27 protein-coding genes and 1 pseudogene are annotated in these 25816 nt (G+C 64.2%); 14 read left to right on the top strand and 14 right to left on the bottom strand.

Features of this window, described 5'->3' with window-relative positions:
• Positions 1-127 precede the first annotated feature (127 nt).
• The 7 genes and pseudogenes from NKH22_RS30020 (at position 128) to NKH22_RS29990 (ending at position 6629) form a co-directional block, all read left to right on the top strand.
• On the top strand, positions 128-1225 hold the full coding sequence (locus NKH22_RS30020; protein WP_023683835.1) for a zinc-binding metallopeptidase family protein: 1098 nt from the start codon (positions 128-130) through the stop codon (positions 1223-1225).
• Positions 1226-1287: 62 nt separating this feature from the next.
• Complete coding sequence (locus tag NKH22_RS30015; RefSeq protein ID WP_023683834.1) at positions 1288-1887, top strand: DUF1236 domain-containing protein; 600 nt, start codon at positions 1288-1290, stop codon at positions 1885-1887.
• A gap of 147 nt (positions 1888-2034) precedes the next feature.
• On the top strand, positions 2035-2985 hold the full coding sequence (locus NKH22_RS30010) for a CPBP family intramembrane glutamic endopeptidase (protein ID WP_352806438.1): 951 nt from the start codon (positions 2035-2037) through the stop codon (positions 2983-2985).
• A 383-nt stretch (positions 2986-3368) separates the two neighbouring features.
• Positions 3369-4955 carry a signal recognition particle protein gene (ffh, locus tag NKH22_RS30005; protein WP_352748072.1) on the top strand — a complete coding sequence of 529 codons (1587 nt, stop codon included), beginning with the start codon at positions 3369-3371 and terminating at the stop codon, positions 4953-4955.
• A 7-nt stretch (positions 4956-4962) separates the two neighbouring features.
• Positions 4963-5289, top strand: a complete 327-nt coding sequence (locus tag NKH22_RS30000) for a chorismate mutase (protein ID WP_023671706.1) — start codon at positions 4963-4965, stop codon at positions 5287-5289.
• A 104-nt stretch (positions 5290-5393) separates the two neighbouring features.
• Positions 5394-5795, top strand: a complete 402-nt coding sequence (rpsP, locus tag NKH22_RS29995) for a 30S ribosomal protein S16 (RefSeq protein WP_023671705.1) — start codon at positions 5394-5396, stop codon at positions 5793-5795.
• An 88-nt stretch (positions 5796-5883) separates the two neighbouring features.
• A pseudogene (locus NKH22_RS29990) lies at positions 5884-6629 on the top strand (acyl-CoA thioester hydrolase/BAAT C-terminal domain-containing protein).
• Positions 6630-6687: 58 nt separating this feature from the next.
• On the opposite strand, the gene NKH22_RS29985 reads toward NKH22_RS29990, so the two are convergent.
• From NKH22_RS29985 to NKH22_RS29975, 3 genes are all read right to left on the bottom strand, one after another.
• Positions 6688-6951, bottom strand: coding sequence for a YMGG-like glycine zipper-containing protein (locus tag NKH22_RS29985; protein WP_023687657.1), 264 nt, complete (start codon positions 6949-6951; stop codon positions 6688-6690).
• Positions 6952-7104: 153 nt separating this feature from the next.
• Positions 7105-7632: an SRPBCC family protein gene (locus NKH22_RS29980; RefSeq protein ID WP_352806435.1), complete on the bottom strand. Its 528-nt coding sequence runs from the start codon at positions 7630-7632 to the stop codon at positions 7105-7107.
• A gap of 14 nt (positions 7633-7646) precedes the next feature.
• Positions 7647-8057: a DoxX family protein gene (locus NKH22_RS29975; RefSeq protein ID WP_023687655.1), complete on the bottom strand. Its 411-nt coding sequence runs from the start codon at positions 8055-8057 to the stop codon at positions 7647-7649.
• 357 nt (positions 8058-8414) lie between these two features.
• Here NKH22_RS29975 and NKH22_RS29970 point away from each other — a divergent pair, with 357 nt between their 5' ends.
• The gene (locus NKH22_RS29970) at positions 8415-8816 is read left to right on the top strand and encodes an ACT domain-containing protein (protein WP_352806432.1); all 402 of its coding nucleotides are present in this window, start codon (positions 8415-8417) and stop codon (positions 8814-8816) included.
• Between the two features lie 3 nt (positions 8817-8819).
• Here the strand turns inward: NKH22_RS29970 and NKH22_RS29965 are convergent, their stop codons facing one another.
• Both NKH22_RS29965 and NKH22_RS29960 read right to left on the bottom strand, forming a co-directional pair.
• A complete protein-coding gene (locus NKH22_RS29965) occupies positions 8820-9161 on the bottom strand; it encodes a GNAT family N-acetyltransferase (protein ID WP_352912198.1) in 342 nt (113 codons plus the stop codon).
• Between the two features lie 260 nt (positions 9162-9421).
• A complete protein-coding gene (locus NKH22_RS29960) occupies positions 9422-10456 on the bottom strand; it encodes an aspartate-semialdehyde dehydrogenase (RefSeq protein ID WP_023671698.1) in 1035 nt (344 codons plus the stop codon).
• A 423-nt stretch (positions 10457-10879) separates the two neighbouring features.
• On the opposite strand from NKH22_RS29960, the gene NKH22_RS29955 reads away from it, so the two are divergent.
• The 4 genes from NKH22_RS29955 (at position 10880) to NKH22_RS29940 (ending at position 14834) form a co-directional block, all read left to right on the top strand.
• Positions 10880-12721, top strand: a complete 1842-nt coding sequence (locus NKH22_RS29955) for a DEAD/DEAH box helicase (protein WP_023821941.1) — start codon at positions 10880-10882, stop codon at positions 12719-12721.
• 322 nt (positions 12722-13043) lie between these two features.
• Positions 13044-13766, top strand: coding sequence for a DUF805 domain-containing protein (locus NKH22_RS29950; protein ID WP_023821939.1), 723 nt, complete (start codon positions 13044-13046; stop codon positions 13764-13766).
• A gap of 191 nt (positions 13767-13957) precedes the next feature.
• The gene (locus tag NKH22_RS29945; RefSeq protein ID WP_023821938.1) at positions 13958-14386 is read left to right on the top strand and encodes an SRPBCC family protein; all 429 of its coding nucleotides are present in this window, start codon (positions 13958-13960) and stop codon (positions 14384-14386) included.
• Positions 14387-14456: 70 nt separating this feature from the next.
• The gene (locus tag NKH22_RS29940) at positions 14457-14834 is read left to right on the top strand and encodes a MarR family winged helix-turn-helix transcriptional regulator (protein ID WP_023683823.1); all 378 of its coding nucleotides are present in this window, start codon (positions 14457-14459) and stop codon (positions 14832-14834) included.
• A gap of 8 nt (positions 14835-14842) precedes the next feature.
• Here NKH22_RS29940 and leuB read toward each other — a convergent pair whose 3' ends face one another.
• The 5 genes from leuB to leuD all read right to left on the bottom strand — a co-directional run bounded on the left by leuB (position 14843) and on the right by leuD (position 18743).
• Positions 14843-15946 carry a 3-isopropylmalate dehydrogenase gene (leuB, locus tag NKH22_RS29935; protein ID WP_023821936.1) on the bottom strand — a complete coding sequence of 368 codons (1104 nt, stop codon included), beginning with the start codon at positions 15944-15946 and terminating at the stop codon, positions 14843-14845.
• Between the two features lie 148 nt (positions 15947-16094).
• Positions 16095-16445: a VOC family protein gene (locus NKH22_RS29930; RefSeq protein ID WP_023740123.1), complete on the bottom strand. Its 351-nt coding sequence runs from the start codon at positions 16443-16445 to the stop codon at positions 16095-16097.
• A 13-nt stretch (positions 16446-16458) separates the two neighbouring features.
• Complete coding sequence (locus NKH22_RS29925) at positions 16459-16842, bottom strand: RidA family protein (protein WP_023683820.1); 384 nt, start codon at positions 16840-16842, stop codon at positions 16459-16461.
• A gap of 307 nt (positions 16843-17149) precedes the next feature.
• Positions 17150-18073 carry an Ivy family c-type lysozyme inhibitor gene (locus tag NKH22_RS29920; protein ID WP_023740124.1) on the bottom strand — a complete coding sequence of 308 codons (924 nt, stop codon included), beginning with the start codon at positions 18071-18073 and terminating at the stop codon, positions 17150-17152.
• A gap of 64 nt (positions 18074-18137) precedes the next feature.
• A complete protein-coding gene (gene leuD, locus NKH22_RS29915; protein WP_023694556.1) occupies positions 18138-18743 on the bottom strand; it encodes a 3-isopropylmalate dehydratase small subunit in 606 nt (201 codons plus the stop codon).
• 167 nt (positions 18744-18910) lie between these two features.
• Here leuD and NKH22_RS29910 point away from each other — a divergent pair, with 167 nt between their 5' ends.
• Both NKH22_RS29910 and NKH22_RS29905 read left to right on the top strand, forming a co-directional pair.
• Positions 18911-19336, top strand: a complete 426-nt coding sequence (locus NKH22_RS29910; RefSeq protein ID WP_352912195.1) for a GNAT family N-acetyltransferase — start codon at positions 18911-18913, stop codon at positions 19334-19336.
• A 140-nt stretch (positions 19337-19476) separates the two neighbouring features.
• Positions 19477-20208: a DUF72 domain-containing protein gene (locus tag NKH22_RS29905; RefSeq protein ID WP_023821935.1), complete on the top strand. Its 732-nt coding sequence runs from the start codon at positions 19477-19479 to the stop codon at positions 20206-20208.
• A 204-nt stretch (positions 20209-20412) separates the two neighbouring features.
• Here the strand turns inward: NKH22_RS29905 and NKH22_RS29900 are convergent, their stop codons facing one another.
• Genes NKH22_RS29900 through NKH22_RS29885 form a run of 4 tightly spaced genes read right to left on the bottom strand, consistent with a single transcriptional unit; the run spans position 20413 to position 25412 of the window.
• On the bottom strand, positions 20413-21579 hold the full coding sequence (locus tag NKH22_RS29900; RefSeq protein ID WP_023730278.1) for an NAD(P)/FAD-dependent oxidoreductase: 1167 nt from the start codon (positions 21577-21579) through the stop codon (positions 20413-20415).
• Between the two features lie 23 nt (positions 21580-21602).
• Positions 21603-23186: a sensor histidine kinase gene (locus tag NKH22_RS29895; protein WP_352912193.1), complete on the bottom strand. Its 1584-nt coding sequence runs from the start codon at positions 23184-23186 to the stop codon at positions 21603-21605.
• Entirely contained in the window at positions 23174-23869 is a 696-nt protein-coding gene (locus tag NKH22_RS29890; protein WP_352912191.1) for a response regulator, read from the bottom strand. The genes NKH22_RS29895 and NKH22_RS29890 overlap by 13 nt, the downstream gene beginning before the upstream one ends.
• A 4-nt stretch (positions 23870-23873) precedes the next feature.
• Positions 23874-25412, bottom strand: coding sequence for a DUF4153 domain-containing protein (locus tag NKH22_RS29885; protein ID WP_023726007.1), 1539 nt, complete (start codon positions 25410-25412; stop codon positions 23874-23876).
• Between the last annotated feature and the right edge of the window lie 404 nt (positions 25413-25816).

Below are 25816 nucleotides of genomic sequence, written 5' to 3'. Positions count from 1 at the left end.
GCTCGGGTAAAAAGAGGTGACGGGGGCATGGAACGGCGGCCCGTGGCGGGCGTTTGGGCGAGGCGCCGCTCCGCACCATATTCCTCCTCTGACGCCATACGCCAACGCCTGACGCATCGAGAACGACATGAAACTGTTCGACTGCCCGCATTGCGGCCACCGCCTCTACTTCGAGAATGCGCAGTGCCTGAATTGCGGGAGTCTCGTGCTTTACGATCCCGAGCATGCGCGCTTTGCCTTGTCTGACGTCGACGGCATCTTCCACTGCACCAATGCGGATGAATGCGCCTGCAACTGGATGGCCGAACCGGGCCATACCTACTGCCGCGCCTGCGTGCTGAACCAGCTGATCCCCGACCTCTCCGTCGACGGCAACCGCCGCCGCTGGATTCGCGTCGAGGCGGCCAAGAAGCGCGCCGTCTATTCGCTGCTCGCCTTCGGCCTGCCGGTAGCGCCCAAGCACAAGCACGGCGACGAAATCGGCCTCGCCTTCGACTTCATTGCCGATCCGATCGGCGGCGGTCCCGGCGGCGAACGCATCCTTACCGGCCACGACAACGGCCTGATCACGCTCAACGTCGCCGAGGCGGACTCGGCCGAGCGCGAGCGGCGGCGCGTCGAGATGGGCGAAAATTACCGCACGCTGCTTGGTCATTTCCGTCATGAGCTTGGCCATTACTACTGGGACCGGCTGATCCGCGACGTGCCGCAACGGCTCGAAGCCTTCCGGGCGCTGTTCGGCGACGAACGCCCGGACTACGAGCAGGCGCTGAAGGCCTATTACGCCAATGGCGCTGCGCCCGACTGGCAGCAGAACCACATCTCCGCCTATGCGACGTCGCATCCATGGGAAGACTGGGCCGAGACCTGGGCGCACCATCTCCACATCACCGACACGCTGGAGATGGTGCACGCGCTGAATTTTCCACTCGGCCAGCTTGAGACGATGGAGACCAATGTGCTGCCGCAAGGCGACACCGGCGGCCGGTTGCAGGCGGCGCCCGCGGAACCCAACGCCGTGCCCGAGCCGTTCGGAAAGATTCTCGCCCGCTGGCTGGTACTCTCGGAAGCCTCAAACTCGATTAACCGCTGCATGGGCCTGCCCGACCTCTATCCCTTCGTCATTTCGGACGTGACGGCGCAGAAACTCAGCTTCGTGCATGAGCTTTTGACCGGCTTGCCGAAAGAAACCGGAACAAATCGTGAGCTGGCGTCGGTATTTTAGCCGGAACGCATGCGTTCTGGTTTCGTTTGGTGTCGCGAGGGACCATGAAAGGGAGAGAAACCATGAGACGCATATTGTTTCCGGCCGTCGCCGGGGCGCTTGTCGCGATGTCGGGTGCGGCACTCGCCGATACCGCCGTCTCGGCCGTCACCGATCTTAATGTGCGCGCCGGCCCCGGCCCGCAATATCCTGTGATCGGCGTGCTCGCCGCCGGCCAGTCGGCGACGCTCAATGGCTGCATCGAAAACAGCAAATGGTGCACCATTGCCGAAGCCGGAGGCCAGGGCTGGGTCTATTCCGACTATGTCACGGCCGATTTCGGCGGCAACCGGGTCGTTCTGACACGCCGCCCCGCCGACGCCGCCATCACCGTGGTTACACCGCCGCAGGATGATTATCCCGATACCTATACCGGTGCGATTTTGTCCGACGACGGGCCCGTCGACGCCATCGACAGGCCACCGGCGGAAGTCGGCACCTATGTCAGCACGCACCGGCTCGATCCTGTCTATCTCGAGGGCGAGGTGGTGACCGGTGCCACCTTGCCCGACACGGTCGAACTGCGCGAAATCCCCGACTACCGCTACCGCTACGTCTATGTGAATGGCCAGCAGGCGCTGGTCGACCCGCAGACACGGCGCATCATGTACGTCGTGCGCTGATTTTGCCTGGAAAGAATGACAAGTGAACTCGTGCCGCCCTCCTGCGGAGGCTGAGGGCGGCAAAAGGGTCGCTGAACAGCAGCAATTGCGCGAGAGCCGACGATCCCCTAGATCATGCGACCCGATGCGTTCGGCAGAGGAACTCGCGTGATATCAGATCCAGCCGCCTTCGAGCGCTATAGCAACACGGCCACCGAAAAGACGAACCTGCCGCGGCTGATAATTGGAACGGCGGTCGTCGTCCTGTTCTGGGTGGCGATCACCCTGGTTGTGGTGCTTGGCGGCACCTATGTCGCGATCGTCTGGCATGTATTGCCGGACGATCCGCGCGGGCCGCTTCAGGGCTTTCTGGCCTCGCCCATCGGCATACTCACCGCACTCACCTCGTTTACCGGCATCTGGCTCGGCCTCTGGCTTGCCATGCGTTTCGTCCATGGCGAGCCGCTCTCGGCGCTTTTCGGCGCCAGTCGCCGCGTGTCCTTGTCGGGCTTCCTCAAGGGCTTGGTCGCGGTGCTGATCACATCGGCGCTTTCCGAAATCCTGCTCTACTGGCTACAGCCCGAAATCGCCCGCGGCACGATCAACCTGTCGACCTGGCTGCTGTTCCTGCTCCCGATCGTGGCGCTGACCCTGCTGCAGACCTCGTCCGAGGAGATGCTGTTTCGCGGCTATCTGCTGCGCGGCCTGGCCAGGCGCTTCGAGAGCCCTTACGTGTGGGCGCTATTGCCCGCTTTGCTGTTCACCTCCTTGCATTGGAGCCCGGGCTCGAGCCCCGCCATCAACGCCTGCGTGCTGGCCTCGATCGCCGCCTTCGCCTTGCTGTTGACGCTGGTGGTTTATGTCACCGGCAATCTCGGCGCCGCCTTCGGCGCCCATCTCGGCAACAATCTCACCGGCTTCCTGCTGATCTCGCATCAGGAGAACTACAATTCCTTCGCCCTGTTCAACGCCAAGCCGCTGGAAGGTCCGGACTGGACGACGACGGATGCCGTCATCATCGCCGCCATCGGTATCGTCTGCACCTTGCTGACGATCCTGCTGCTTCTGCACCCGCGCTCGCCGCTGAAGGTTACGGCCGACCCTCGGGATGCAGGGTGAACTAAACAGGGACCGATCCAGAGACCGGCAAGCCGCCCTTGTCTTGACTCTTCGGCCGATTTCCTGTCTACAGCCCCGAAATCCGCGACGAGTATCCCTCCGAGCAAGCCGACCAGGACGCCAAAACCTTTTGAGGTGGGTGCTGTAAACAGATCCTGGAGGCCAACACCCGGCAGCGCTGAGCGCCCCCGGGTGCTTTTTGGTTTTGAGCTTTGCTTGGATGAGCGGCGCGAACGCACTACCTCTCGGGCACCATCGGGGTGCCTGAGAAAAAGGAAACGGAATGTTTGAATCGCTGCAGGAGCGCACAAGAGGCGTGGAGGGCCATCGGCCCGACAGGGATCACCATGAATCCAAGGCGCTCTCGCGCGGCGGGTTGACCAATGTTTGAATCACTTCAGGAGCGCCTTGGCTCCATCCTGAACGGCCTGACAGGCCGCGGCGCGCTGTCGGAGGCTGATGTCTCGGCCGCACTGCGCGAGGTGCGCCGTGCGCTGCTCGAGGCGGACGTTGCGCTGGAAGTGGTGCGTTCCTTCACCGACAAGGTGCGCGAGAAGGCCGTCGGCGCGGCTGTCGTCAAGTCGATCAAGCCCGGGCAGATGGTCGTCAAGATCGTCCATGACGAGCTGGTCGACATGCTCGGCGCCGAGGGCGTCGCCATCGACCTCAATGCGCCGGCGCCGGTCGTCATCATGATGGTCGGCCTGCAGGGCTCCGGCAAGACGACGAGCTCGGCCAAGATCGCCAAGCGGTTGACCGAGCGCCAGAACAAGAAGGTTCTGATGGCCTCGCTCGACACGCGGCGGCCCGCGGCACAAGAGCAGCTGCGCCAGCTCGGCGAGCAGGTCAAAGTCGCGACGCTGCCTGTCATTGCGGGCCAGAACCCGGTCGACATCGCCAGGCGCGCCGTCCAGGCAGCCAAGCTCGGCGGTCATGACGTCGTCATCCTCGACACCGCCGGCCGCACCCATATTGACGAGCCGCTGATGGTGGAGATGGCCGACATCAAGAAGGTGTCGAGCCCGCACGAAATCCTGCTGGTCGCGGATTCGCTGACCGGCCAGGACGCCGTCAACCTTGCCAAAAGCTTCGATGAGCGCGTCGGCATCACCGGCCTGGTGCTGACTCGCATGGACGGCGACGGCCGTGGCGGTGCCGCGCTTTCGATGCGCGCCGTCACCGGCAAGCCGATCAAGCTGATCGGCACCGGCGAAAAGATGGACGGGCTGGAGGAATTCCACCCCAAGCGTATTGCAGACCGCATCCTCGGCATGGGCGACATCGTCTCGCTGGTCGAAAAGGCCGCCGAAAACATCGACGCCGAGCAGGCGGCGGCGATGGCCAAAAAGATGCAGTCGGGCAAGTTCGACCTGAACGACCTTGCCGGCCAGCTTCAGCAGATGTCGAAAATGGGCGGCATGGGCGGCATCATGGGCATGATGCCCGGCATGGGCAAAATGAAGGACCAGATGGCGGCCGCCGGCCTCGACGACAAGATGTTCGGCCGCCAACTCGCCATCATCTCGTCGATGACCAAGGCCGAGCGCGCCAATCCGGACATGCTGAAACATTCGCGCAAGAAGCGCATCGCCGCCGGCTCCGGCACCGATGCGGCCGAGATCAACAAGCTCTTGAAAATGCATCGCGGCATGGCCGACATGATGAAGGCGATGGGCGGCAAGGGCAAAGGCGGCGGCCTGATGCGCGGCATGATGGGCGGCCTTGCCTCCAAGATGGGCCTCGGCGGCATGATGCCGGGCGGCCCCGGCGGCATGATGGGTGGCGGCATGCCCGACCTCTCCAAGATGGATCCCAAGCAGCTCGAAGCCTTGCAGAAGCAGATGCCCGGCCTTGGCGGCATGAAGGGCCCGCCCACCCCGAGCGGCGGTGGCCTGCCCGGTCTGCCCGGCGGCATGAAGCTTCCCGGCCTTGGCGGCGGTGGTCTGCCCGGCCTCGGAAAGAAGAAGTGAGGACGCTATGAACGAAGAAAAAGACATGGCCGACGCACGCACCATCCTGGCCGGCTATCGCGCCTCGATCGACAACATCGACGCCGCCCTCATTCATATGCTGGCCGAGCGCTTCCGCTGCACCAAGGCGGTCGGCGTACTGAAGGCCGAGCATGGCCTGCCGCCCGCCGACCCGGCGCGTGAGCAGGAGCAGATCACCCGCCTTCGCCAGCTGGCGAAGGACGCTCATCTCGACCCCGATTTCGCGGAAAAATTCCTCAACTTCGTCGTCCGCGAAGTGATCCGCCATCACGAGCAGATCGCCGCGTCCAACGGCGCAAGCAAAACCGGCTAACAAAGTGCATGTCGCCCAAAAGTGCGCAGCGGTTTTGGGACAACGACCTGCACCAGACAAAGCCATTAACCAACACTGAAATCAGAAATTTTAGGAGAAATGAAATGCCCTTGAAGATCCGACTGGCCCGTGCGGGCTCGAAGAAGCGCCCTTACTACCACGTCGTCATTGCCGACGCCCGTTCGCCGCGCGACGGCCGGTTCATCGAGTCGATCGGCTCGTGGAACCCGCTGCTGCCCAAGGACGGCGAGCGCGTCAAGGTCGACGCCGACCGCGTCAAGCATTGGCTGTCGCACGGCGCTCAGCCGACCGACCGCGTGCTGCGCTTCCTCGATGAGGCCGGCCTCCTCAAGCGCGAAGCCCGCTCCAACCCGAAGAAGGCGGAGCCCGGCAAGAAGGCGCAGGAACGCGCCTCTCTGCTGAAGAAGGCCCAGGAAGACGCCGCCGCCGCCGTTGCCGCCGCTGCTGCAGCCCCGGCCGAAGCGGAAGCCGCCACCGCCGAATAAGCAACCGCGTCATCGCATCGACAAAACGGCGGGCCTGTGCCCGCCGTTTTGCTATTGTGCGGCGATGCCATATGCGTTCGAACGAAAGATGACTGAGCGGACCGTCACGGAAGAGGCCCTTTTCGGCGGCGTAGCCGGGACGCTGTTGCGATGCGCCGGCGCCACGACAGGCGTCGTCGTGCTCAGCGGATCGAGCGGCCGCATCGACGTCACCCGCGCCCGGCTCTTTGCCAAGGAAGGAGCATCCGCTCTCGCGCTGCAATGGTTTGGCGGCGAAGGTCAGGTGCCCGGCATTTGCGAGATCCCGCTCGAAACGTTTTTCGCCGCGACCGGCTATCTTGTCCAGATGGGATGCCGGCGCATCGTCTATGTCGGGACCTCGAAAGGCGCCGAGGCCTCCCTGCTTGCGGCGGCTCACGGTCCACGCATCGGCGTCGTGGTTGCGATCATCCCGCTTGGAACGCCGAGTATGTCGATGGTCTGGTGTCCTACCGGCGGCTCTTCCTGCATGCCTTGCAAACCCTCGAGGACGCAGCGGCCAAGGCTGCCATTCCCGTCGAAGCTATTTCAGCGGACATTGTTCTGGTTGCGGGCGGCGACGACGCGCTATGGCCATCGCTGGATTTTGCCCAGTCGATCGTTCGGCGTCGCCAGGACACCGCAATGACCACCTGCCTCGTCTCAGTGCCCGACGCCGGCCACCGCATTCTGCTGCCGGGCGAAATCACGCCGCGCTCGAGGCTGCATGCCCATGGCGGCAATGACGACGCCGACACGCGCCTGGGCCGCCTGGCTTGGGAGCATATCCGAGCAGCCATGGTCCAGCTGCCTTAGGCAACAGCGAAACCGGCGATCTATAGCCGCCGGTTTCCGATGTTGGACCTGGCTGTGTTCAATAACCGTCGGGGCAGCTGGCGATGTAGGTGCGCCCGTTGCGGCCGCGGTAGCGACATTGACCGCTTTCGCTGGCACGGCCGATCAGCGCGCCGGCCACGGCGCCGACGGCGCCGCCGACGACGGCGCCCTGAACCGGATCATTTGCCACAGCTGCGCCAACCGCCGCGCCGCCGAGGCCGCCGACCGCGGCACCCTTTTCGGTTTGCGAGCACGCACCCAGTGCGGTCGCCAGTACCAGAATGATCATCGCTCTTTTCATTATCGTTCCTCTCTCACGCGGATCGCCGTCCTCGCCGCCACGGCTCTAACTCCCAGACGGCTGATTTGATCCCGATGACGTGAGAGATCGCGGTGTCCGCGCCGGTCACATTCGTGCCGACCGCCGCCGAGCTTGTTGAAAATCCAGGCTTTTCTACCTTTCGGCTGCCTTTTTCAGATTGGCGAGGCCAGCCTCGAAATCCTTGCCGATCAGCGTATCGAAACTCATGAACAGGCCCATCAGCTTGGCAATGAAGGGCCGGCTGCCGCGCATTGCCCAGGTGACTGCGGTGGTGTCGCCCGAGGGCTTCAGGGTGAAGTCGACGCTGTTGCTGGCCCGGAACGGCTTCTCGAAGTCGAGCTTCAGCGACACCAGCGAGGATGGCACGGAATTGACGATCTCCATGCGTCCCTTGCCGGCCTTGGCATTGCCTTCCCAGGCGTAGGCGGCGCCCTTGCCGGCATCAGCGCCCGACAGCGTGCGCTTCATCAGCGGGTCGAGCTTTTCGTAGGGTGACCATTCCGGCCACTGCTTGAAATTGTTGATCAGCGGAAAGATCGCTTCCGGCGCGGCCTTGATCCTGGCGGTGCGGGCGGTGACGAAATCATTCGACCTCGTCGCCGCATAGATGAGCACGGCGGCGATGATGACGACCAGGAGGATGAGAATGGTGCTGAGCATGTTTTTCTCCTCGCTTAACGGCTGAACGGGATCAGGGCGCGCACGCTTGGGTCGCGCAGATAGAGACCGCCCCACAGGATGATGCCGAGATAGACGCTAAACAGCGTGTGCGAAAACAACGGGCTGCCGACGCGCATATTTGTGGCGATGGCGCCGCCGAGATAGCCGGTGAGCAGGATGGCGCCGAGCACCGAGGTGCGGGGCAGCGCATAGAGCGCGGTCGAGATCAGCCCGATAATGCCGAGCGTGCGCGCGACATTGACATCGGCCGGCCAGCCGAGCGGCACCATGGTCTGGGTGACGACATCGAGCGGCGGCAGCTTGATGACGCCGTCGAAGATCATGAACAGGATGATGAGGCCGCTGAGCACGCGGCCGGTCCACAGGGCGCCCGATGAGACGGGCATGGTTTGAGAAATACTCACGGGTGTTCCCTCCTAAGCGGTTCGAACCGTTTGCTGGCTTCGGACCAAGGACGAGCGATGGGGCGGCGATCCTACAGGGTGCGGATTCTTTTTGGGTAGCAGCAAGCAAAAGCCGCTGCGTGGCGATCCTTCACACCCCCCTCTGGCCCGCCGGCCATCTCCCCCGCAAGGGGGGAGATTACACGCTCGACCGCTTCGGCAATGTTCCATGAATGAGCGGAGCATCGAAACCGCCGATCTCCCTCCTTGCGGGGGAGATGCCCGGCAGGGCAGAGGGGGGTGCTGTCCCTCGACCTTGACGGACTATCGACATCCACCAGTCACGGCTATTGGTAGGGCTGGGCGAGAGACGAGCGAATGGCCGGCGAGATTGATCTGAAAAAGCTGCTGGCGGCGATGACGCCGGAACTGCTTCCCGGCGTCCATGTCTTCGCCACCCTGGTCCCCGGTGCACCGGTTCCCGAGACGCTCAATCCGGTGATGCTGTTTCGCGAGAAGGAGGGCACCACGCTGATCTTGCCCGAAGACCAGGCCCCCGGGCTGCAGGCCGCCTTCCGCTGCCGCATGATCACCCTGAACGTCCACTCCTCGCTGGAAGCCGTCGGCTTCCTCGCCGCCATCACCGCCCGGCTGGCCGCCGCCGGCATGGGCGTCAATCCGGTCTCTGCTTTCTATCATGACCATCTGTTCGTGCCCGCTGAGCGGGCCGAGGAAGCGATGGAGTTATTGCGCCAACTGGCCAAGGACAGCGACGGCTGAGTATCAAGCTCGACGCACGTAGAGGATATCCGGCAGGCCTTCTTCGTTGGTGGTGCCCTCGCCGAACACCTCGGGGCGAAAGCCATGGCGCTCGTAGAAGCGACGCGCGCCGGTGTTGGCCTGGAAGCAATGCAGTTTGACGATCCGTAGCGCGGCGGTCGCTTGCACCAGCAGCCGGCTGCCGATGCCTTGCCCCGTCCAGGCGGGGTCGAGATAGAGCTGTTCCACCCAATCGCCGCTCAGGGCAATGAAGCCGACAATGCCGGTGCCGGCCTCGGCGACCGTCACCTGCTGCCGGGACAGCACGATCTCGCGGGATGACCGGCATCCAGGAGAACGAGCCAAGTGCGGCCCGCATGACAATGGCGATGGTCGCGGCATCCAAAGCCGTGGCGGGGCGCAGCACGATTTTGGTGGGATCGTTCAAAGGCTTTTCTCAACAGAGGTCAGCGCTGCCCTCATCCCCTGCCGGGACCTTCTCCCGTGAACGGGGAGAAGGAAGGCTTCGGCCGAAGGCCGAGCCCGCGACTGCGGGCCGCCGGCTTTCCGGCGCCCCCGCGGAGGGCCCGCCGCGGCAGCGGCGATACGGCCCGTGAGCGAATAAACTATGCCGCCTTCTTCTTCGGCTGGATCAGGCCGCGCTCGACCAGCAGCTCGGCGATCTGCACCGCGTTCAGCGCCGCGCCCTTGCGCAGATTGTCGGAGACGATCCACATCGACAGGCCGTTGTCGATGGTCGAATCCTCGCGGATGCGCGAGATGAATGTGGCGTCCTCGCCGGCCGATTCCAGCGGCGTGATGTAGCCGCCATCCTCGCGCTTGTCCAAGACCTGGCAGCCTGGCGCTTCGCGCAGGATATCGCGCGCCTCGTCGGCGGTGATCGGCTTTTCGAACTCGATGTTGACGGCTTCGGAATGGCCGATGAACACCGGCACGCGCACACAGGTCGCCGTCAGCTTGATCTTGGGGTCGAGCATCTTCTTGGTCTCGGCGACCATCTTCCACTCTTCCTTGGTCGAGCCGTCGTCGAGGAAGACGTCGATGTGCGGAATGACGTTGAAGGCGATGCGCTTGGTGAACTTCTTGACCTCGACGCCATCGGCGACGAACACCGCGCGGGTTTGTGTAAAGAGTTCGTCCATGCCTTCCTTGCCGGCGCCGGATACCGATTGATAGGTGGCGACGACGACGCGCTTGATGGTGGCGACATCGTGCAGCGGCTTCAGCGCCACGACCAGCTGCGCCGTCGAGCAGTTCGGATTGGCGATGATGTTCTTGCGGGTGAACAGCGAGATCGCATCCGGGTTCACTTCCGGCACGATCAGCGGCACGTCCTGGTCGTAGCGGAAGGCCGACGAGTTATCGATGACGACGCAGCCCTGCTTGCCGATCTTCGGCGACCACTCCTTCGAGACGTTGCCGCCGGCCGACATGATGCAGATGTCGGTGTCGGAAAAATCATACTGGTCGAGCGTCTTGACCTTCAGCGAACGGTCGCCGAACGACACTTCGGTGCCCTGGCTGCGCCGCGAGGCCAGCGCCACGACTTCGCTTACCGGAAAGCCGCGCTCTTCCAGTATGTTGAGCATTTCGCGACCCACATTGCCCGTGGCGCCGACTACCGCAACCTTGAAACTCATCAGAAATCTCCTGTCCCTCTCCGCTTGGTTTTTGGAGAAAACCCGCCGGCCAATGCGGGTTTCGTCCCCCGGGCCGGACCCGGGAGAGGGTGGTTAGGCCAAGGGAATCACACCGTTTTGGTGGTGGTTTTGGCCATAGTTTTGCTGGAACGGTAAGACGCGCCAACGCGCCCGGCCCCATGATTGTGGCCGGGGAAGTCGAATGCAAGAAGAGCCATCAGAAGGCCGCGCATCGAAAATGATCCCGTTCGATGCCGGCTTTTACGCGGTTTGCGTCAGGAGTCAATTGCGGCCAGGCACACGCCTGCCCTGTACAATGGCGGCCGCAAGAAGTACGAACGCCCAAATAGTGTTTGGCTGGCGTGCGTCAGCCCCGGCATGTGCTCCATGATGAGCCCAGACCCTGAATTCCGAAAGAGTGAGATGTCCAATTTCGAAGCTATTGTTCCTGCGCTGGCAGAAGCGCTGGAAAAACGCGGCTATACCGAGCTGACGCCAGTGCAGAAGGCCGTGCTGGAGCTCGGCGAGTCCGACGCGTTGGTGTCGGCGCAGACCGGCTCAGGCAAGACCGTCGCCTTCGGCCTCGCTTTGGCGCCGACCCTTCTTGGAAGCGCCGAACGTTTTGACCAGGCTGGCGCACCGCTGGCGCTGGCCGTGGCGCCGACGCGCGAGCTCGCTTTGCAGGTGATGCGCGAATTGCAATGGCTCTACGCGCCGACCGGCGCCACCGTCGCGTCCTGCGTCGGCGGCATGGACATGCGCTCCGAACGGCGCGTGCTGGAGCGCGGCGCCCACATCGTCGTCGGCACGCCGGGCCGTCTGCGCGACCACATCACCCGCAACTCCCTCGACGTGTCGGCGCTGAGGGCCGTGGTGCTGGACGAAGCCGACGAAATGCTCGATCTCGGTTTTCGCGAGGATCTCGAATTCATCCTCGATGCCGCACCCACCCAGCGCCGTACATTGATGTTTTCGGCCACCGTGCCGCGCTCGATCGCCACGCTGGCGCAGGGCTACCAGCGCGATGCCGTACGCATCTCGGCCGGCGGCGAGGAAAAGCAGCATCTCGATATCGAGTACCGGGCGCTGAATGTCGCCTATCCCGACCGCGAGAACGCCATCATCAACGTGCTGCGGTTTTACGAAGCGAAGAACGCGCTGGTGTTCTGCAACACCCGCGCCGCCGTCAATCATCTGACGGCGCGCTTCAACAACCGCAATTTTTCCGTCGTGGCGCTGTCGGGCGAGCTCAGCCAGAACGAACGCACCCACGCGCTGCAGGCGATGCGGGACGGCCGCGCCAAGGTCTGCATTGCCACGGATGTCGCGGCGCGCGGCATCGACCTGCCCAATCTCGAACTGGTCATCCACGCCGATCTGCCGACCAATCCCGAAACGCTGCTGCACCGCAGCGGCCGAACCGGCCGAGCCGGACGCAAGGGCGTCAGCGCGCTGATCGTGCCCAACGGCGCCCGCAAGCGCACCGAACGGCTGCTGCAGAATGCCGGGCTGAAGGCGACATGGGCGAGCCCGCCCTCCGCCGACGACGTCATCAAGCGCGACGACGAGCGCATCCTTGCCGATCCAGCCTTCGAAGAGCCGATTGCCGAGGACGAGCGCGGCTTCATCGACGCGCTTCTGGCCAGGCATGGCGCCGAACAGGTGGCCGCCGCCTTCGTGCGCCAATGCCGCGCCAGCCGCTCGGCGCCCGAGGAACTGACGGAGGTCGCACCGTTCACGCCTTCGCGTGACAAACCGGCGGGCGAAAAATTCGAGCGCCGCGATGAAGCGCCAGGCCGGCGCGACGATTTCGGCGACAGTGTCTGGTTCTCGCTGTCGATCGGGCGCAAGCAGAATGCCGAGCCGCGCTGGCTGATCCCGATGCTGTGCCGCACCGGCAACATCTCCAAGCGCGAGATCGGCTCCATCAAGATGCAGCAGGATGAGACCTACGTGCAGATCGCGGCCGACTGGGCCGATCGCTTCCTCGCCGCCATCGGCCCCGACAAGAAGCTGCAGGGCAACATCGTGGTGAAGCGCCTGGACGGCACGCCCGACCTGTCGCGGGCCGGCTACCAGGCGCCGAAGCCGGACAAGAAACCGCATCGCGGCAAGCGCCCGTTCGAGGCGCCGCAAAGCGCACACAAGCCGAAATTCGAGAAGCGGGAACGGCCCGCCGGCGATGCAAAGCCTTGGGCCGGGAAACCGAAATTCGACAAGGCGGGACGGCCGAAGAACAAGAAGCCGAAGAAGCGGCCGGTTTGAGGCTCTTATCGGCCAATTACAAATGCAGGCGCTGCCCCTCATTGCCCTGCCGGGCATTTCTCCCCGTATAGTGACGGGAGAAAGGGCGGACCGCAGCCTTGGCGCTCTTCTTGCAGCGTTGGTGATTGGCGGAATCGTCGATAACAGCGACCCCTCTCCCCGTCACTATACGGGAGAGGATGCCGGCAGGCAGGTGAGGGGCAGCGCCAACGCACCGGAAAATAAGCAACTCATGCCTGAACCGTTTGCCCTCCATTTCGTCCACCCCCTTGCAGTCCGCCGCAACTTTGAACAGTCTGTGCCTGCACGGGGGCGAGGCTAAATGCGCGGCGAAGTTCTTCACTATGACGAGGCCCAGGGTTTCGGCTTCATCACCGGGGCGGACGGCAACCGCTACACCTTCGCGCGCGAGGATCTGCGCCGTGATACCGTGATCGCGAACGGCGCAGTGGTCGAGTTTCTGCCGGCAAGCGGTCAGGCGCGCGACGTTTTTTCAATCCGCGCCCAGCCCGCCAGTCCCGCCACCGCTGCGCCAGCGGCAAGCGCCGCGCCGCCCAAGGCGGCTGCCGCTTCAGCCGCGCCACAGCATTTCGGCCGCCTGGCGGAAGACGGCGCGGTTCGCGATAGCGGACTGCCGGGTTATTTCTGGCGAGGCGTGACGCGCAACTACATCAACTTCGCCGAACGCGCCCGCCGCAAGGAATTCTGGGGCTACTGCCTGTTCTGGACCGTCAGCTTCATCCTGGTCGGAATTGCCGGCGCCCTCGCCGACCAGGCCGTCGGCAATTTCGATGCCGGCAACTGGCCGATTGTGATGATCGGCGTCTGGGGGCTGTTTTGGCTAGCGACGTTCCTGCCCTGGGTCGGGCTCGTCGTGCGCCGCTTGCACGACATCGGCCTGACCGGCTGGCTGGCAATACCTTACTTCGCAATCACCTTCATGTTCGCTCCGGCTACGCTGATCCTCGCGCTGATCCTCGGATTGATCCCGACCCAGGCCCACGTAAACCAGTGGGGGCCGGTGCCTGGAGGAGGCGGAGCCTAGACCGCACCAGAAATGAACTGCCGGCTGTTTGCGGACAGCCGTGCTTTAACAATGGCTTAGGTCGCAGCCAGGAAGGCAGCTGCTGTTTTGACCGGACGAACAAAATATTTCTCTTGCCATTTAGTCTGCACACAGATAATCTGTGCACTCATCAAATCGACGATCGAAAACGGATGATGGAGCCAAGACAAATGTGGACCAACGAGTACACCGCAATTTCCCCCCTTTCGGCGCAGGCCATCTGGAACGCGCTCAAGGCGCTGCACGAAGGCCGCCTCACCTACGAAGGGTCCGATACCTTCGTGCTGCACGGCCCGTTCGCCAAGGGCACCCGCGTCTCTGTAACGCCCGTCGGGCAGGACACCTTCGAATCGACGATCGTCGACCTCGTCGACGCTGTAACCTATGCCGACGAGACCTCGTTCGGCGACACGAAACTGCTGTTCAGGCATACGCTGACGCCGGTCGAGGGTGGCACTCAAGTGACTCATCGCCTCGAGATTTCCGGCCCATCGGCCGCCGAGGTCGGACCAGAGCTCGGGCCGCAGATCAGCGGCGATTTCGACACTTCGATGGCCAAACTGTTCGAGCAGGCAAGGGAGTTGGCGAACGGTGGCTGATCGGGGGGATCTGCAAACGCGCTTCAGCGGACCATCCGAGAGCCCCGGCTTGTTGCTCTGGCGAACCACCATGCGCTGGCAGCGCGTCATGACGGCGGCGCTGGCCCCGCTTGACCTTACCCATGTCCAGTTCGTGCTGCTGGCTTCGGCGATGTGGCTCGGCCGCTATGGCGAGCCGCCCAACCAGGTCCAACTCGCCGCGCAGGCCGGCACCGAGGTGAAGATGACGTCGGACGTCGTCGCCCGGCTTGAGGCAAAGGGACTGATTGTGCGGGACACCGACCCGCGGGATTCCCGCGCCAAGGTGATCCGCGTCTCCACGACGGGGACGGCCGCAGTCCAGCGCGCTATCGTCGCCGTCGAAGCCGCCGACGCTGCTTTTTTCTCAACCGTGGATGAGGCGCAACTCGTCGGCCTGCTGAAACGGCTGGCCGGCGAGATCCGCTGAGTCGGCCGCTAAGCCAGGAACTTGGCGATGATGGCATCGCCCATTGCGACAGTGCCGACTTCGGTCATGCCCTCGGACAAAATATCCTTCGTCCGGAGCCCGTCGTCGAGCACGGCGGCTATTGCGCCTTCGAGCTTGTCGGCCTCATCGACCATGCCGAAGGAATATCGCATGCACATGGCAAACGACGCGATCATGGCGATCGGGTTGGCGATGCCCTGTCCGGCAATGTCGGGCGCCGAGCCATGCACCGGCTCGTACAGCGCCTTGCGCTTCCTGGTCTTCACATCGGGCGCGCCGAGCGAGGCCGACGGCAGCATGCCGATCGATCCGGTCAGCATGGCGGCGATGTCGGACAGCATGTCGCCGAACAGATTGTCGGTGACGATGACGTCGAACTGCTTTGGCCAGCGCACCAGCTGCATGCCGCCGGCATCGGCGAGCATGTGGTCGAGTTTGACGTCGGCATATCTGGCTGTGTGGGTCTGGGTGACGACCTCGTTCCACAGCACGCCGGATTTCATGACGTTGCGCTTCTCCATGGATGTCACATGGTTCTTGCGGGTGCGCGCCAGCTCGAAGGCGACGCCCGAAATGCGCTCGATCTCGAACGTATCGTAGACCTGCGTGTCGATGCCGCGCTTCTGGCCGTTGCCGAGATCGATGATCTGCTTGGGCTCGCCGAAATAGACGCCGCCGGTAAGCTCGCGCACGATCAATATGTCGAGGCCTTCGACCACCTCCTGCTTCAGCGAAGAGGACGCGGCCAGCGCCGGATAGCAGATGGCGGGCCGGAGATTGGCGAACAGCTCCATATCCTTGCGCAGCCGTAGCAACCCGGCCTCGGGACGCACCTCGTAAGGCACCTTGTCCCATTTCGGCCCGCCAACGGCGCCGAACAGAACCGCATCCGCAGCCATCGCCTTTGCCATGTCGGCGTCGGAAATCGCCGCGCCATGCGCGTCGTAAGCACAGCCGCCGACCAAGCCTTCATCAGTGGCAAAACCGCTGCCGAGCTTTGCGTTCATGGCCGCGATCAGCTTCTTCACCTCGGCCATCGCCTCGGGGCCGATGCCGTCGCCGGCGAGCAGGAGAAGATTTTTCGAAGCCATGGAGAACCGTCCGATGCTGTTTGGAGAAACCGCGGCCTTGCTAAACGCCAAGAGCTTGCGGCGCAAGGGGATGAAGAACGCTACGACGGCGCCCGCCTCTCAAGACCTGGGTTCCTCGCCGTGGCCAGAGGCGGGGGAGAGGAACAAATCACTTGTGCGACAAAATATTCACCAACCGGCCGAACGGATCGCGCACATAAAACCGCCGTACGCCCCACGGCTCGTCGGCCGGACCGTATTCGACGGCAAAGCCGGCGGCCCTCATGCCTTGCAGCGCCGCATCGACATCGTCGACCTCGATGGAGAGGTCCGGCACCGGCGTGCCGGAGCCGCCCTGGGCCATGAAGCTGATCTGCACCTGCATCCGTTCGTCGGACCCGTAGGTGACGATCCAGCCCTGATCCATCAGCACATCGAGGCCAAGCACGTCCTGATAGAAGCGTTTCGCCGCCGCCGCGTCCTGCGTCCCGATATTGGCTACGATGCGCCGGACCGTCATGGCTTTGGCCTCCTCAAGCCGTGCGCCGCAGCGCCGTGACTTCGATCTCGATCTTCATTTCCGGCTTGTTGAGCTGGCACACGATCATCGTCGCCGCCGGCCTGATCTCGCCGAAAGCCTCGCCGAGGATGGGGAAGACGACGTCCACGATGGCCCGGTCTGTGATGTAGTAATGCGCCCGCACCACATCGGCCATGTCGAAGCCGCCATCCCTCAGCGCCTCCGCGATGGTCGCCAGGCAATTGCGCGTCTGCGCCTCCACCGTTTCCGGCATGGTCATCGTCGCATAGTCGTAGCCGGTCGTTCCCGACACGAAGCACCAGTCGCCCTGCACCACCGCGCGCGAATAGCCGGCGGTTTTTTCGAAGGGCGAACCGGTGGAGATGAGTGTGCGCATGGAGCCTCGCTGTGGTTTCGGACACTTTGCAGGGAAAGGGCCGGCTAGGCCATGGGCCAAGTCAGGTGCAAATCTTGGTCGTCGGCGGGACAGCACCCCCCTCTGGCCTGCCGGCCATCTCCCCCTCAAGGCGGGAGATTAGCAGTTCGGACGCCTTTCTCGCTTTCCACATTTGCGATTGGCGAAAGCCAGAGTGACGTCTGATCTCCCCCCTTGAGGGGGAGATGCCCGGCAGGGCAGAGGGGCGTGTGACGGATCGCGACGAAACAAGCATGAACACCGAGTGTTCGCCGCGCTGCCGCGAACTCTAGTTCCCCGACTCCTGCGCCTTGTCCATTGCTTCCTTCACATCCGCAGGCCAGGTCTTCACGTCAGGCCACGCCTGCGGCTCGCCATTGTCGCCGCGCCGGGCGAAGTAGAGCGTGTGCTTGGCCGGGTCGACCGCCATGAAACCGTCATTGCTGCCGCATGCGTGCGGCACGCAGCCGGTGGCGTAGAAGGCGCCCGACGCCGTCTTTTCGGTGCCGCCGCCGACCAGCAGGCTGGTCGCCATGTCGGGCATGGTGTCGCCGAGCAGCGTCTGCGCCGCCTTGTAGACGGCCTCATTGTGGAAGGCGTCGATGATGTTCTGGTATTTGGCCGGATCGACGTCCTTCCAGTCCGTACCCGGCTCCGGCGCGTAGGTCAGGTCGCCCGAGATCGTCAGCCCATCGCTGGGCGACCATTGCAGCGCTTGCTTCGTATCGCCCGGCAACAGATACGGCACGAAATAGATGGCGTTGTCGGCCACCGCCGCCGGCGGCGCGCCGCATTCGTCCTGTTCGACCTTGAGGCTTTGTATCTCGCCGCCTTCCGGTTTCCAGACGATGACCTTGGCCGGGCCGCACTGGTTGCCGCCGTCGCCAACATCGACCAGCGCCACGTTGACGCCGCCGACCTTGACTGTTCTGTCGAAGAACACGTCGTAATTGCTGGCCAGCTGCTTGCCGTCATAGGCCAGCACCTTTTCGCCATCCTGCTCTGGCTCGGTAATGGTCAGCTGCCCGCCCTCGAACGGGACCGGCCCCTGGCTGTCATCGTCCGCCAGGGCCGCATTGCTCGACGCGCCCGGATCGGCGGCGGACGGATCTTCTGCCGGCACGAGGACCGTGTCGGTCTGTGCTTGCGCGCCGGCCACCGGCATCAGCATCCACGCCAGCGCGCAGGCGCCGGCAAGAAGAAAACGTGTCATGACTGTCCCCTCCGTTCAGCCGCCACGAACCCGGCTTTGTGGCGGCCGGGCCATCTCGTACCACTCAGGCCCAAGGACGCTCGGCAGCGTTCTTCTTCTCGAACGAGGCGATGGCGCCGGCCTTCTCCATGGTCAGGCCGATATCGTCGAGACCGTTCAGCAGGCAGTGGCGCTTGAAGTCGTCGAGGTCGAAGGTGACCACGCCGCCGTCGGGGCCGCGGATTTCCTTGGCCTCGAGGTCGACCGACACCGTCGCATTGGAGCCGCGCGAGGCGTCGTCCATCAGCTTCTCCAGGTCTTCGGGGCTGACGGTGATCGGCAGGATGCCGTTCTTGAAGCAGTTGTTGTAGAAAATGTCGGCGAAGGACGTCGAGATGACGCAGCGAATGCCGAAATCGAGCAGCGCCCACGGCGCGTGTTCGCGGCTCGAACCGCAGCCGAAATTGTCGCCGGCGACCAGGATCTGCGCCTTGCGGTAGGCTGGCTTGTTGAGCACGAAGTCGGGGTTTTCCGAGCCATCGTCCTTGTAGCGCATTTCGGCGAACAGGCCGCTGCCGAGCCCGGTGCGCTTGATCGTCTTGAGATAATCCTTGGGGATGATCATGTCGGTGTCGACATTGACGATCGGCATCGGTGCGGCGACGCCGGTGAGCTTGGTGAATTTTTCCATGGCTTTTGCCCGTTCTTGATCGATAATTCGTTGCGTCAGGGTTTGCTGGCGCCCGGTTTACACAAAGCCGCCGGCAAATAAAAGGCAACTGTTGGTGCGCGGCCCCGATCGAAAGATCGGCGCGGCACTGTCTTTAAAACCAGCTGCCGTTGGTGCACCTTGCGCCCATGACCGCACAATCGAAGATTATCTATGCCCGGGAGCCTGAGCTCGACGTCGCCGAATTCCGCCGCGTGCTGGTCGAATCCACGCTCGGCGAAACACGCCCCGTCGATGACGACGCCCGGCTGCAGGCGATGCTTTCGGCCGCGAACCTGGTGCTGACGGCGCGGCTCGACATCGAAGGCAGGCCGCTGATCGGCGTTATCAGGGCCATCACCGATTTTTCCTGGGTGTGCTACGTCTCAGAGCTCGCCGTGTCGCAATCGGCGCAAGGCGTCGGCATCGGCAAGGGCCTGATGGACGAGGCCCGCCGGCAGCTTGGGCCTTCGGTCGCCATCAGCCTGATCTCGATGCCTGACGCCGTCGGCTTCTATGAGCGTATCGGCATGAAGCGCATGCCCGACGCGTTCTGGTTCTCACGCAAGGGCTGACGTCGCGTCAGAAGCAATCGCCGATAGGGACCGGGCGGCGGGCAAGGTTCTCGGGCAATGCGGAACGGTGTTCAGGACCCCGCGGAGCAACGCCTCCTTGTCGCCCTTGACCCGCGCTTCATCCGGTCCAAATCCGCAGGATGGGAAATCGCCGATCTCTGATAGGCACCGCCGGCTGGGGAATTCCGTCTCGATACAAGGCTGACTTTCCGCAATCCGGTTCGCATCTCGAACGTTACGGAAAACGCTTTCCGGCCGTCGAGATCGACACCACGTTCTACAAGCCGCACCGCCGCGAGACCTATGAGCGCTGGGCGCACGCCGTGCCGGAGCACTTCCGCTTCGCGGTCAAGGCACCGAAGAACATGACCCATGATCATCGCCTCGCCGATTGCGAGGGGCTGACAGAGGACTTTCTCGGGCAGGTCGAAGGTCTCGGCGAAAAGCTGAGCGTGCTTCTGGTGCAGCTGCCGCCGAGCTTGCCCTTCGAGCCGGAGGTCGCCGGCGGCTTCTTCGACATGTTGGGCAGGCGTATCCGGGCAAGGCTGGCATGCGAGCCGCGCCATCCCAGCTGGTTCGGTGCCGAGGCGGACGCACTGCTCGCCGGTCACCAGGTCGCACGGGTCGCCGCCGACCCGGCTTCGGTTCCGGAGGCAGCAGGGCCGGGTGGCTCGCCCGGCCTTGCCTATTTCCGCTGGCACGGCGCGCCGCGCATCTACTATTCGGGTTACGATGCCGAAACGCTAGACCGGTTTGCGCGGCAAGTGGAAGCAGCGGCCGCTTCCGGTGCCGAGGTCTGGGGCATTTTCGACAACACGGCCGCCGGGCATGCACTGGGCAACGCGATGGCTGTCAGTGCGATGGTTGCTTAGACTCTCGCGGGACAGCACCCCCCTCTGGCCTGCCGACCATCTCCCCCGCAAGGGGGGAGATCAGATGCCGCGACCGCTTTCGCCAATCGCCGACGTTGCAAGAATGGCGCCTTCGCCGAAGCTGCCAATCTCCCCCCTTGCGGGGGAGATGCCCGGCAGGGCAGAGGGGGGTGGGCGGGAACTCGACAGTGAGCTTTTGCCGCCTCAAATCACATTCAATTCCCGGAACGCCCTTCCCTCAGCCACTCTGGCGTACCCAAACGCCGAGCAATCCACCGTCCGATACCCGCCATGCACCAACAACTCCGCCAGCGCCTTGCCGACGGCCGGCGCCTGCTGCAGGCCGTGGCCTGAAAATCCGTTGGCGAAGATGAAATTGCCGACCTCGGGATGCGGGCCGATCACCGCATTCTGGTCGAGCGTGTTGTAGTCGTAGTGGCCGGCCCAGGCGCGTGTCGGCTTGATCGCCTCGAAGGCAGGGATACGGGTTGCCAGCACGGGCCAGATCACCTCTTCGAACAGCGGCCAGTCGACGTCGAAATCCCTGGGGTCGGCGGGGCCATCGCCCTCCTCCGGTTCGGCGCCGCCGGTGAGATAGACCGAGCCTTCAGGCCGGACATAGATGCCGGATGGGTCGACCAGCAGCGGCATGTCGACGTATTTTTCCCGCGCCTCGAAGACGAAAACGTTGCGCTTGCGCGGCTCGACGGGCAGCACGAGCCCCGCCATGCCGGCCACCTTGCCGGCATTCGGCCCGGCGGCGTTGACGACGATGCCGGCTTGCAGTCTTTCGCCATTGTCGAGGTCCACTCCGGTGGCGCGGTTGCCCTGCCTCTCAATGCCGGTGACGTCGGCGGCGATGAAATCTATTTGTCTGTCACGCAATGCCTTGCGAAACAGCGTCAACATGGCATGAGCGTCGAACCAGCCCTCGCCGGTACGGCCGAAGGCGCCGGCGCTGATGCCTTCGGTCGACAGCCATGAAAAGCGCTTTGCCAGCTGGTCGGCGTCCTCGAGCAGAATGTCGGCGCCCTCGGCGACCTGCGCCTCGTGGTTGGCTTTCAGGATCGGCAACCCGGCGTCGCCGGCCAGGATGAGATAGCCGCCTTCGCGAAAACCGATATCGGCGTCGGTGCCGAAGGTCTCCTTCAGCCGCCGGAACAGGTTGAGCGTGAACTGCGACAGCCGGATATTTTCCGGAATCGAGAATTGCTGACGGATCGAGGCCATGGACAGCGTCGTTGCCGCATGGGCGAATTGCGGGTCGCGTTCGATCAGCGCGATGGAGCCGGAAAAGCCTTCCTCGCGAAGGTAGTAGGCGACCGAGGAGCCGACGATGGCTCCGCCGATGATGACGATGTCGTAGCGCACTTTGTTCTCCGATCCACCAGCCCTCACGCGGCTGGCAAGGAAATCTCGAAGCGCGTGCCGCGCCCGGAGTCAACCAGCGCGATCGTGCCATCATGCGCTTTCAGGAGGGCCAGCACGATGCCGAGGCCCAGGCCGGTGCCGCCGGACTCGCGCCGCGTGGTGAAAAACGGCTCGAAAATGCGCGCCCTGTTGCTCGGCGAAATGCCGGCGCCATCATCGCTGATCGCAATCGTCACTTTGCCGTCGGCGCTGGCAGCCGCCAGCAAAACCTGGGTCGCGCCGTGCCTGGCGGAATTGTCGATCAGGTTGGCAAGCACGATCGCCGCATTCTCGGCCGAGATGCGCAGACCGGTTTCGCCGCCCGTCTCGATGGTCACAGCCAGCCTGCCGTCCACCGGCAGCAATGCCAGCGCCGCATCGAGCGATGTGCTTTCGCCGCTCGGCGCCAGGTTTTCCGCGCGCGCCAGATCGAGCAGGCGCCGTACCAGCAGATTGAGCCTTCCGGCATCGTTGACGATGTTGCCGGAAAACCGCTTGCGCTCTGCCGCGTCCATCGCCTCGACGGAATCGCGCACGCCCTGGATCGCCGTCAGCGGCGATTTGAGCTCGTGCGAGACATGGGTGGCAAAGGTCTGGATCGAGTCGGAGCGCGCCTGCAGCTTTTCGGCCATGTCGAGGAAGGCGGCGGACAGCTCGGCCATTTCGCGCGTGCCGTGATGGTCGAGCGGCCGGATCGCGTCGCGGTCGCCGGCGGCGATGCGCCTCGTGCGCTCCATCAGCGCGTAGAGCGGCCGGCTGACGGTGCGCAGGAAGACCAGCGCGATCAGCAGCGTGCCGAACAGCATGGCGATGGCCGCCAGCGTCACCTTGCCGCGTTCGCCATAGAGATGCTTGACGATGTTGTTCGGCGTTCGAGACAGGTAGATCACGCCGGCGACATGGCCGTCGACCGCGATCGGCATGGCGACGAAGACGCGGACCTTGGTGCCCCGGCTGACCGAATAGAGCGGCGGCGGCGGCTGGTCGGGAATTCGTTGCCTGAGCGCGCTGGCATAGTGGCCGGTAAGGGCGGTGCGCACCTCCTCTACAAGGGCCAGCGACAGGCCGACCTCGTCGCGCCCGGCAATGACGACGCCATGCGGGTCAAGCAGCCGGAAGCCGGCCAGGGTGGTTTTCTGCGTGGTGTCGAGAATGCCCGACAGCCGCGCGCCGATCGCTGCAAAGGCCGGATCGGTGGCGGCAGCGACGCCGGCGGGCCGGGTCGGCAGCAAATAGTCGGAGGCGAGATCGAGGGTAGGCTCGATCGGCTGGTAAGGCGTGTCGTCGCCGCGGCTGGCTTCGCCGCTGTCAGCCTGCATCGGCACCCCAAGCTTCTCCGGGGCAATGGCGGCGTCACTGATATTCTGCGCATAGATGGCGGCGATGACGGCGCCTTGCGCGATCAACTCGCCCTCGGTCTGGCGGATCAGCTGGTTTTCATAAAGCCGGAAGAAGAACAAGCCGACCAGCGGCAGCGCCAGCACCATGATGAGGATGGCGAGGACCACCGTGGCCAGCCTTGGCCGCCATTTGGTGCCGATCCATTTGGCGTCGCTCAGGCGCCGCATCGGCCAAGCCGGAAACCGACGCCATGCACGGTTTCGATGGCGTCGAGACAGCCTGCCGCCGCCAGCTTGGCGCGGATGTTGCGGATGTGGCTATCGACGGTACGGTCGGCGACATGGATGTTGGCGGCATAGGCGCTAGCGACCACCAGGTCGCGCCCCAGCACATGCGCCGGCCGCGCCAGAAATCCTTTCAGGATCGAGAATTCGATCGCCGTCAGCGCCAGCGCCTTGCCGTCGAAACTGGCGCCGTGGCTGGCCGGCACCAGGCTGAGCTTGCCATGCGCGAAGTTCTTGTCGTCGACCGGGTCGGGCGCCACCGGGCGGGCGCGGCGCAGGATGACGTTCACGCGCGCCACCAGTTCGCGCGGGCTGAACGGTTTCGTCACGTAGTCGTCGCCGCCCATTTCGAGCCCGAGGATGCGGTCGATGTCTTCGTCACGCGCCGACAGGAACAACACCGGCACATCGGAGCGTTGTCTGAGCCGCCGGCAGACCTCCAGCCCGTCCATCTCCGGCATGCCGATGTCGAGCACGACGAGATCGGGCACGCGGCGCTCGATCGCCTGCAGGGCGGCTGCGCCGTCAGCGACGGCCTGCGTCTTCATCCCGGCCCTCTCCAGCGCAAAGCAGATGATCTCGCGAATGTGCGGATCGTCGTCGGCGACCAGGATCTGATGCGGCATGGATCTAACGGTCCGGCACTGAAGGTTGCGAGGGCTGGGTAGGTGGAGGAAGCACGAGCGGACCTCTCTTGTCGAGAACCTGCACGAGCCTCCAGCCGCGAAAGCTCCAGGCGCGCCACTGCTTCTGCTCGGCGATAGTGTCGTCGATCATCATTTGATCGGCCAGACAGGTGGTTTGGTTTCCGAATTGATGCATGTAGAGGCGGTCCAGCGCCGGCATGGCGGCAGCGCCGAGCGAGCGCAGATATTCGGTATCGATAGGCGTGCCGTCGCCGGTCATTTCAAGGGAATGGTCGACATTGAAGTTGGCGATCGCTGCGGCGAAGTTGATGAAGCAGCAGGCATAAAGCGTCGCCGATAACGTCGCAAGATTGGCGGAGAGCAGCCATTCGTTGGATTTTCCAAGCGCGATGCGGGCAATGATCAGTACAAGCCCTGACGCCACCAACCCCATCCAGACGAAAGCCGCGATGCGCCAGTAGGTCAGTGCATAGGCGCCGATATAGAGATCGAGCCTGAGAATCGACGAGATGACCAGCACGATGTTCTGCGCCACCCAGGCATAGACCAGCCGGCGGATCAGCGGATCGCCTGAGGTTTCGCTGCCCGGCCGCAGCGCCGCCAGCACGAAGCCGGCGGCCAGCAGCGCCGTGGCGATCAGCGGATAGGCGCCGCGATGGGCATAGGCGGCATAGCTCAACCCGTCCGGCAGGGCGACCCCACCCCAGAGATAGGCTGCGTCGAGCCCGGTCTGCAGCGCAAACAAGGCGTTGAAGACGATCAGCGCGCGCAGGATCGCGGCCTTGCCGAAGACGACGGCCTCGATCGTCGTGGCGGATTTTGTCGCGGCCGGTGCGGCCACGGCTGCAGACGGCGTCAAAGGTGGAAGGCGGCGTGGAAGGCGGCGCAGGAAACGCGGCAGGCGAGGCCGCAGGAAAGCCCAGACGCCGGCGAGCACGAGCAGCCAGAAGACGATCCGCGCCAGTTGGATGAGATCGAGCAGCTTCATCAGGTCGATCAGCGACAGCCAGTATTCGATGACCGGATTGGCGGCGCCGAACAAGAACAGGAACACCGCGCCCAGCGTCACCGGCATGACCCAGACGATGATGGACGCCAGGTGGGTGCGGCGGCCGCCAAGCCGGCGCACCGTGCGGCGCCATTGGAAAAAGTCACGGATAAGGCGCAGCGGCGCCGCCAGCAGGAACAGCGCGACCTGGCCGGCAATGCGGGCGATGCCGTGCCGCAGCCGCCCGGACAGGGACAGCGCAAACACCACCAGCGCCACGACAGCTATCGCCACCGACAGCGGGCTGACGTTCTCGGCCAGCGGCAGCAGCGCGACGGACAAAGCGGCCGGCTTGAGCCAGGGTCGGGTGGAATTCAGTGCGGCAGGATGCACAGCGACCACCGCGCCGGCGATCAGGATGGCAAACAGCAGCACCGTGATCCCGGCGGGCTGGCCGTAAAAGAAAAAATCCGCCAGCGCCACGAGCAGGACGGCGATGCCGAAGCGGCTGGAAAAGCTTGCAAACGATGTCATGCGCGGATTTTCCTGATGGGCTGGGTCCGCTCGGCCGGTGGGCGGATAAAAGGGAGCAGGCTCGCTTCCAGGTAAGGGCGGGCCGCCGCCCGGGGCGGATCGACCAACCACCAGCTTTCGCTGCGCAGGCGATAGGGCGAGGACCAAAGGTGAGCGTCTCGTTGTTGCATGCCGCTGTTGTCGCGGGCTCGCATGGAAACGGCGGGGCGGAGCGGAGGAGGTTTTCCGCAGGGATGTGCAGTTTTCGTGCAGGACCTGCGCTTACGGCCGGGGCGCTCCCCCCCATCTTTCCGGACGTTGGCGCTGTCCCAGCCAGGCTTGTCCAGCCGATAGATGGGTAACACTTTGAACCGGATACATAGGTGACACTTCTCTCCCCCTATGCGTCCGCCGCATCGCCAAGC

The sequence above is a fragment of the Mesorhizobium sp. M1252 genome, assembly GCF_040318265.1.
Classification (GTDB): Bacteria; Pseudomonadota; Alphaproteobacteria; order Rhizobiales; family Rhizobiaceae; genus Mesorhizobium.
Note: the sequence above shows the minus strand (reverse complement) of the source record. Positions and strands in the feature narration are given on the sequence as shown.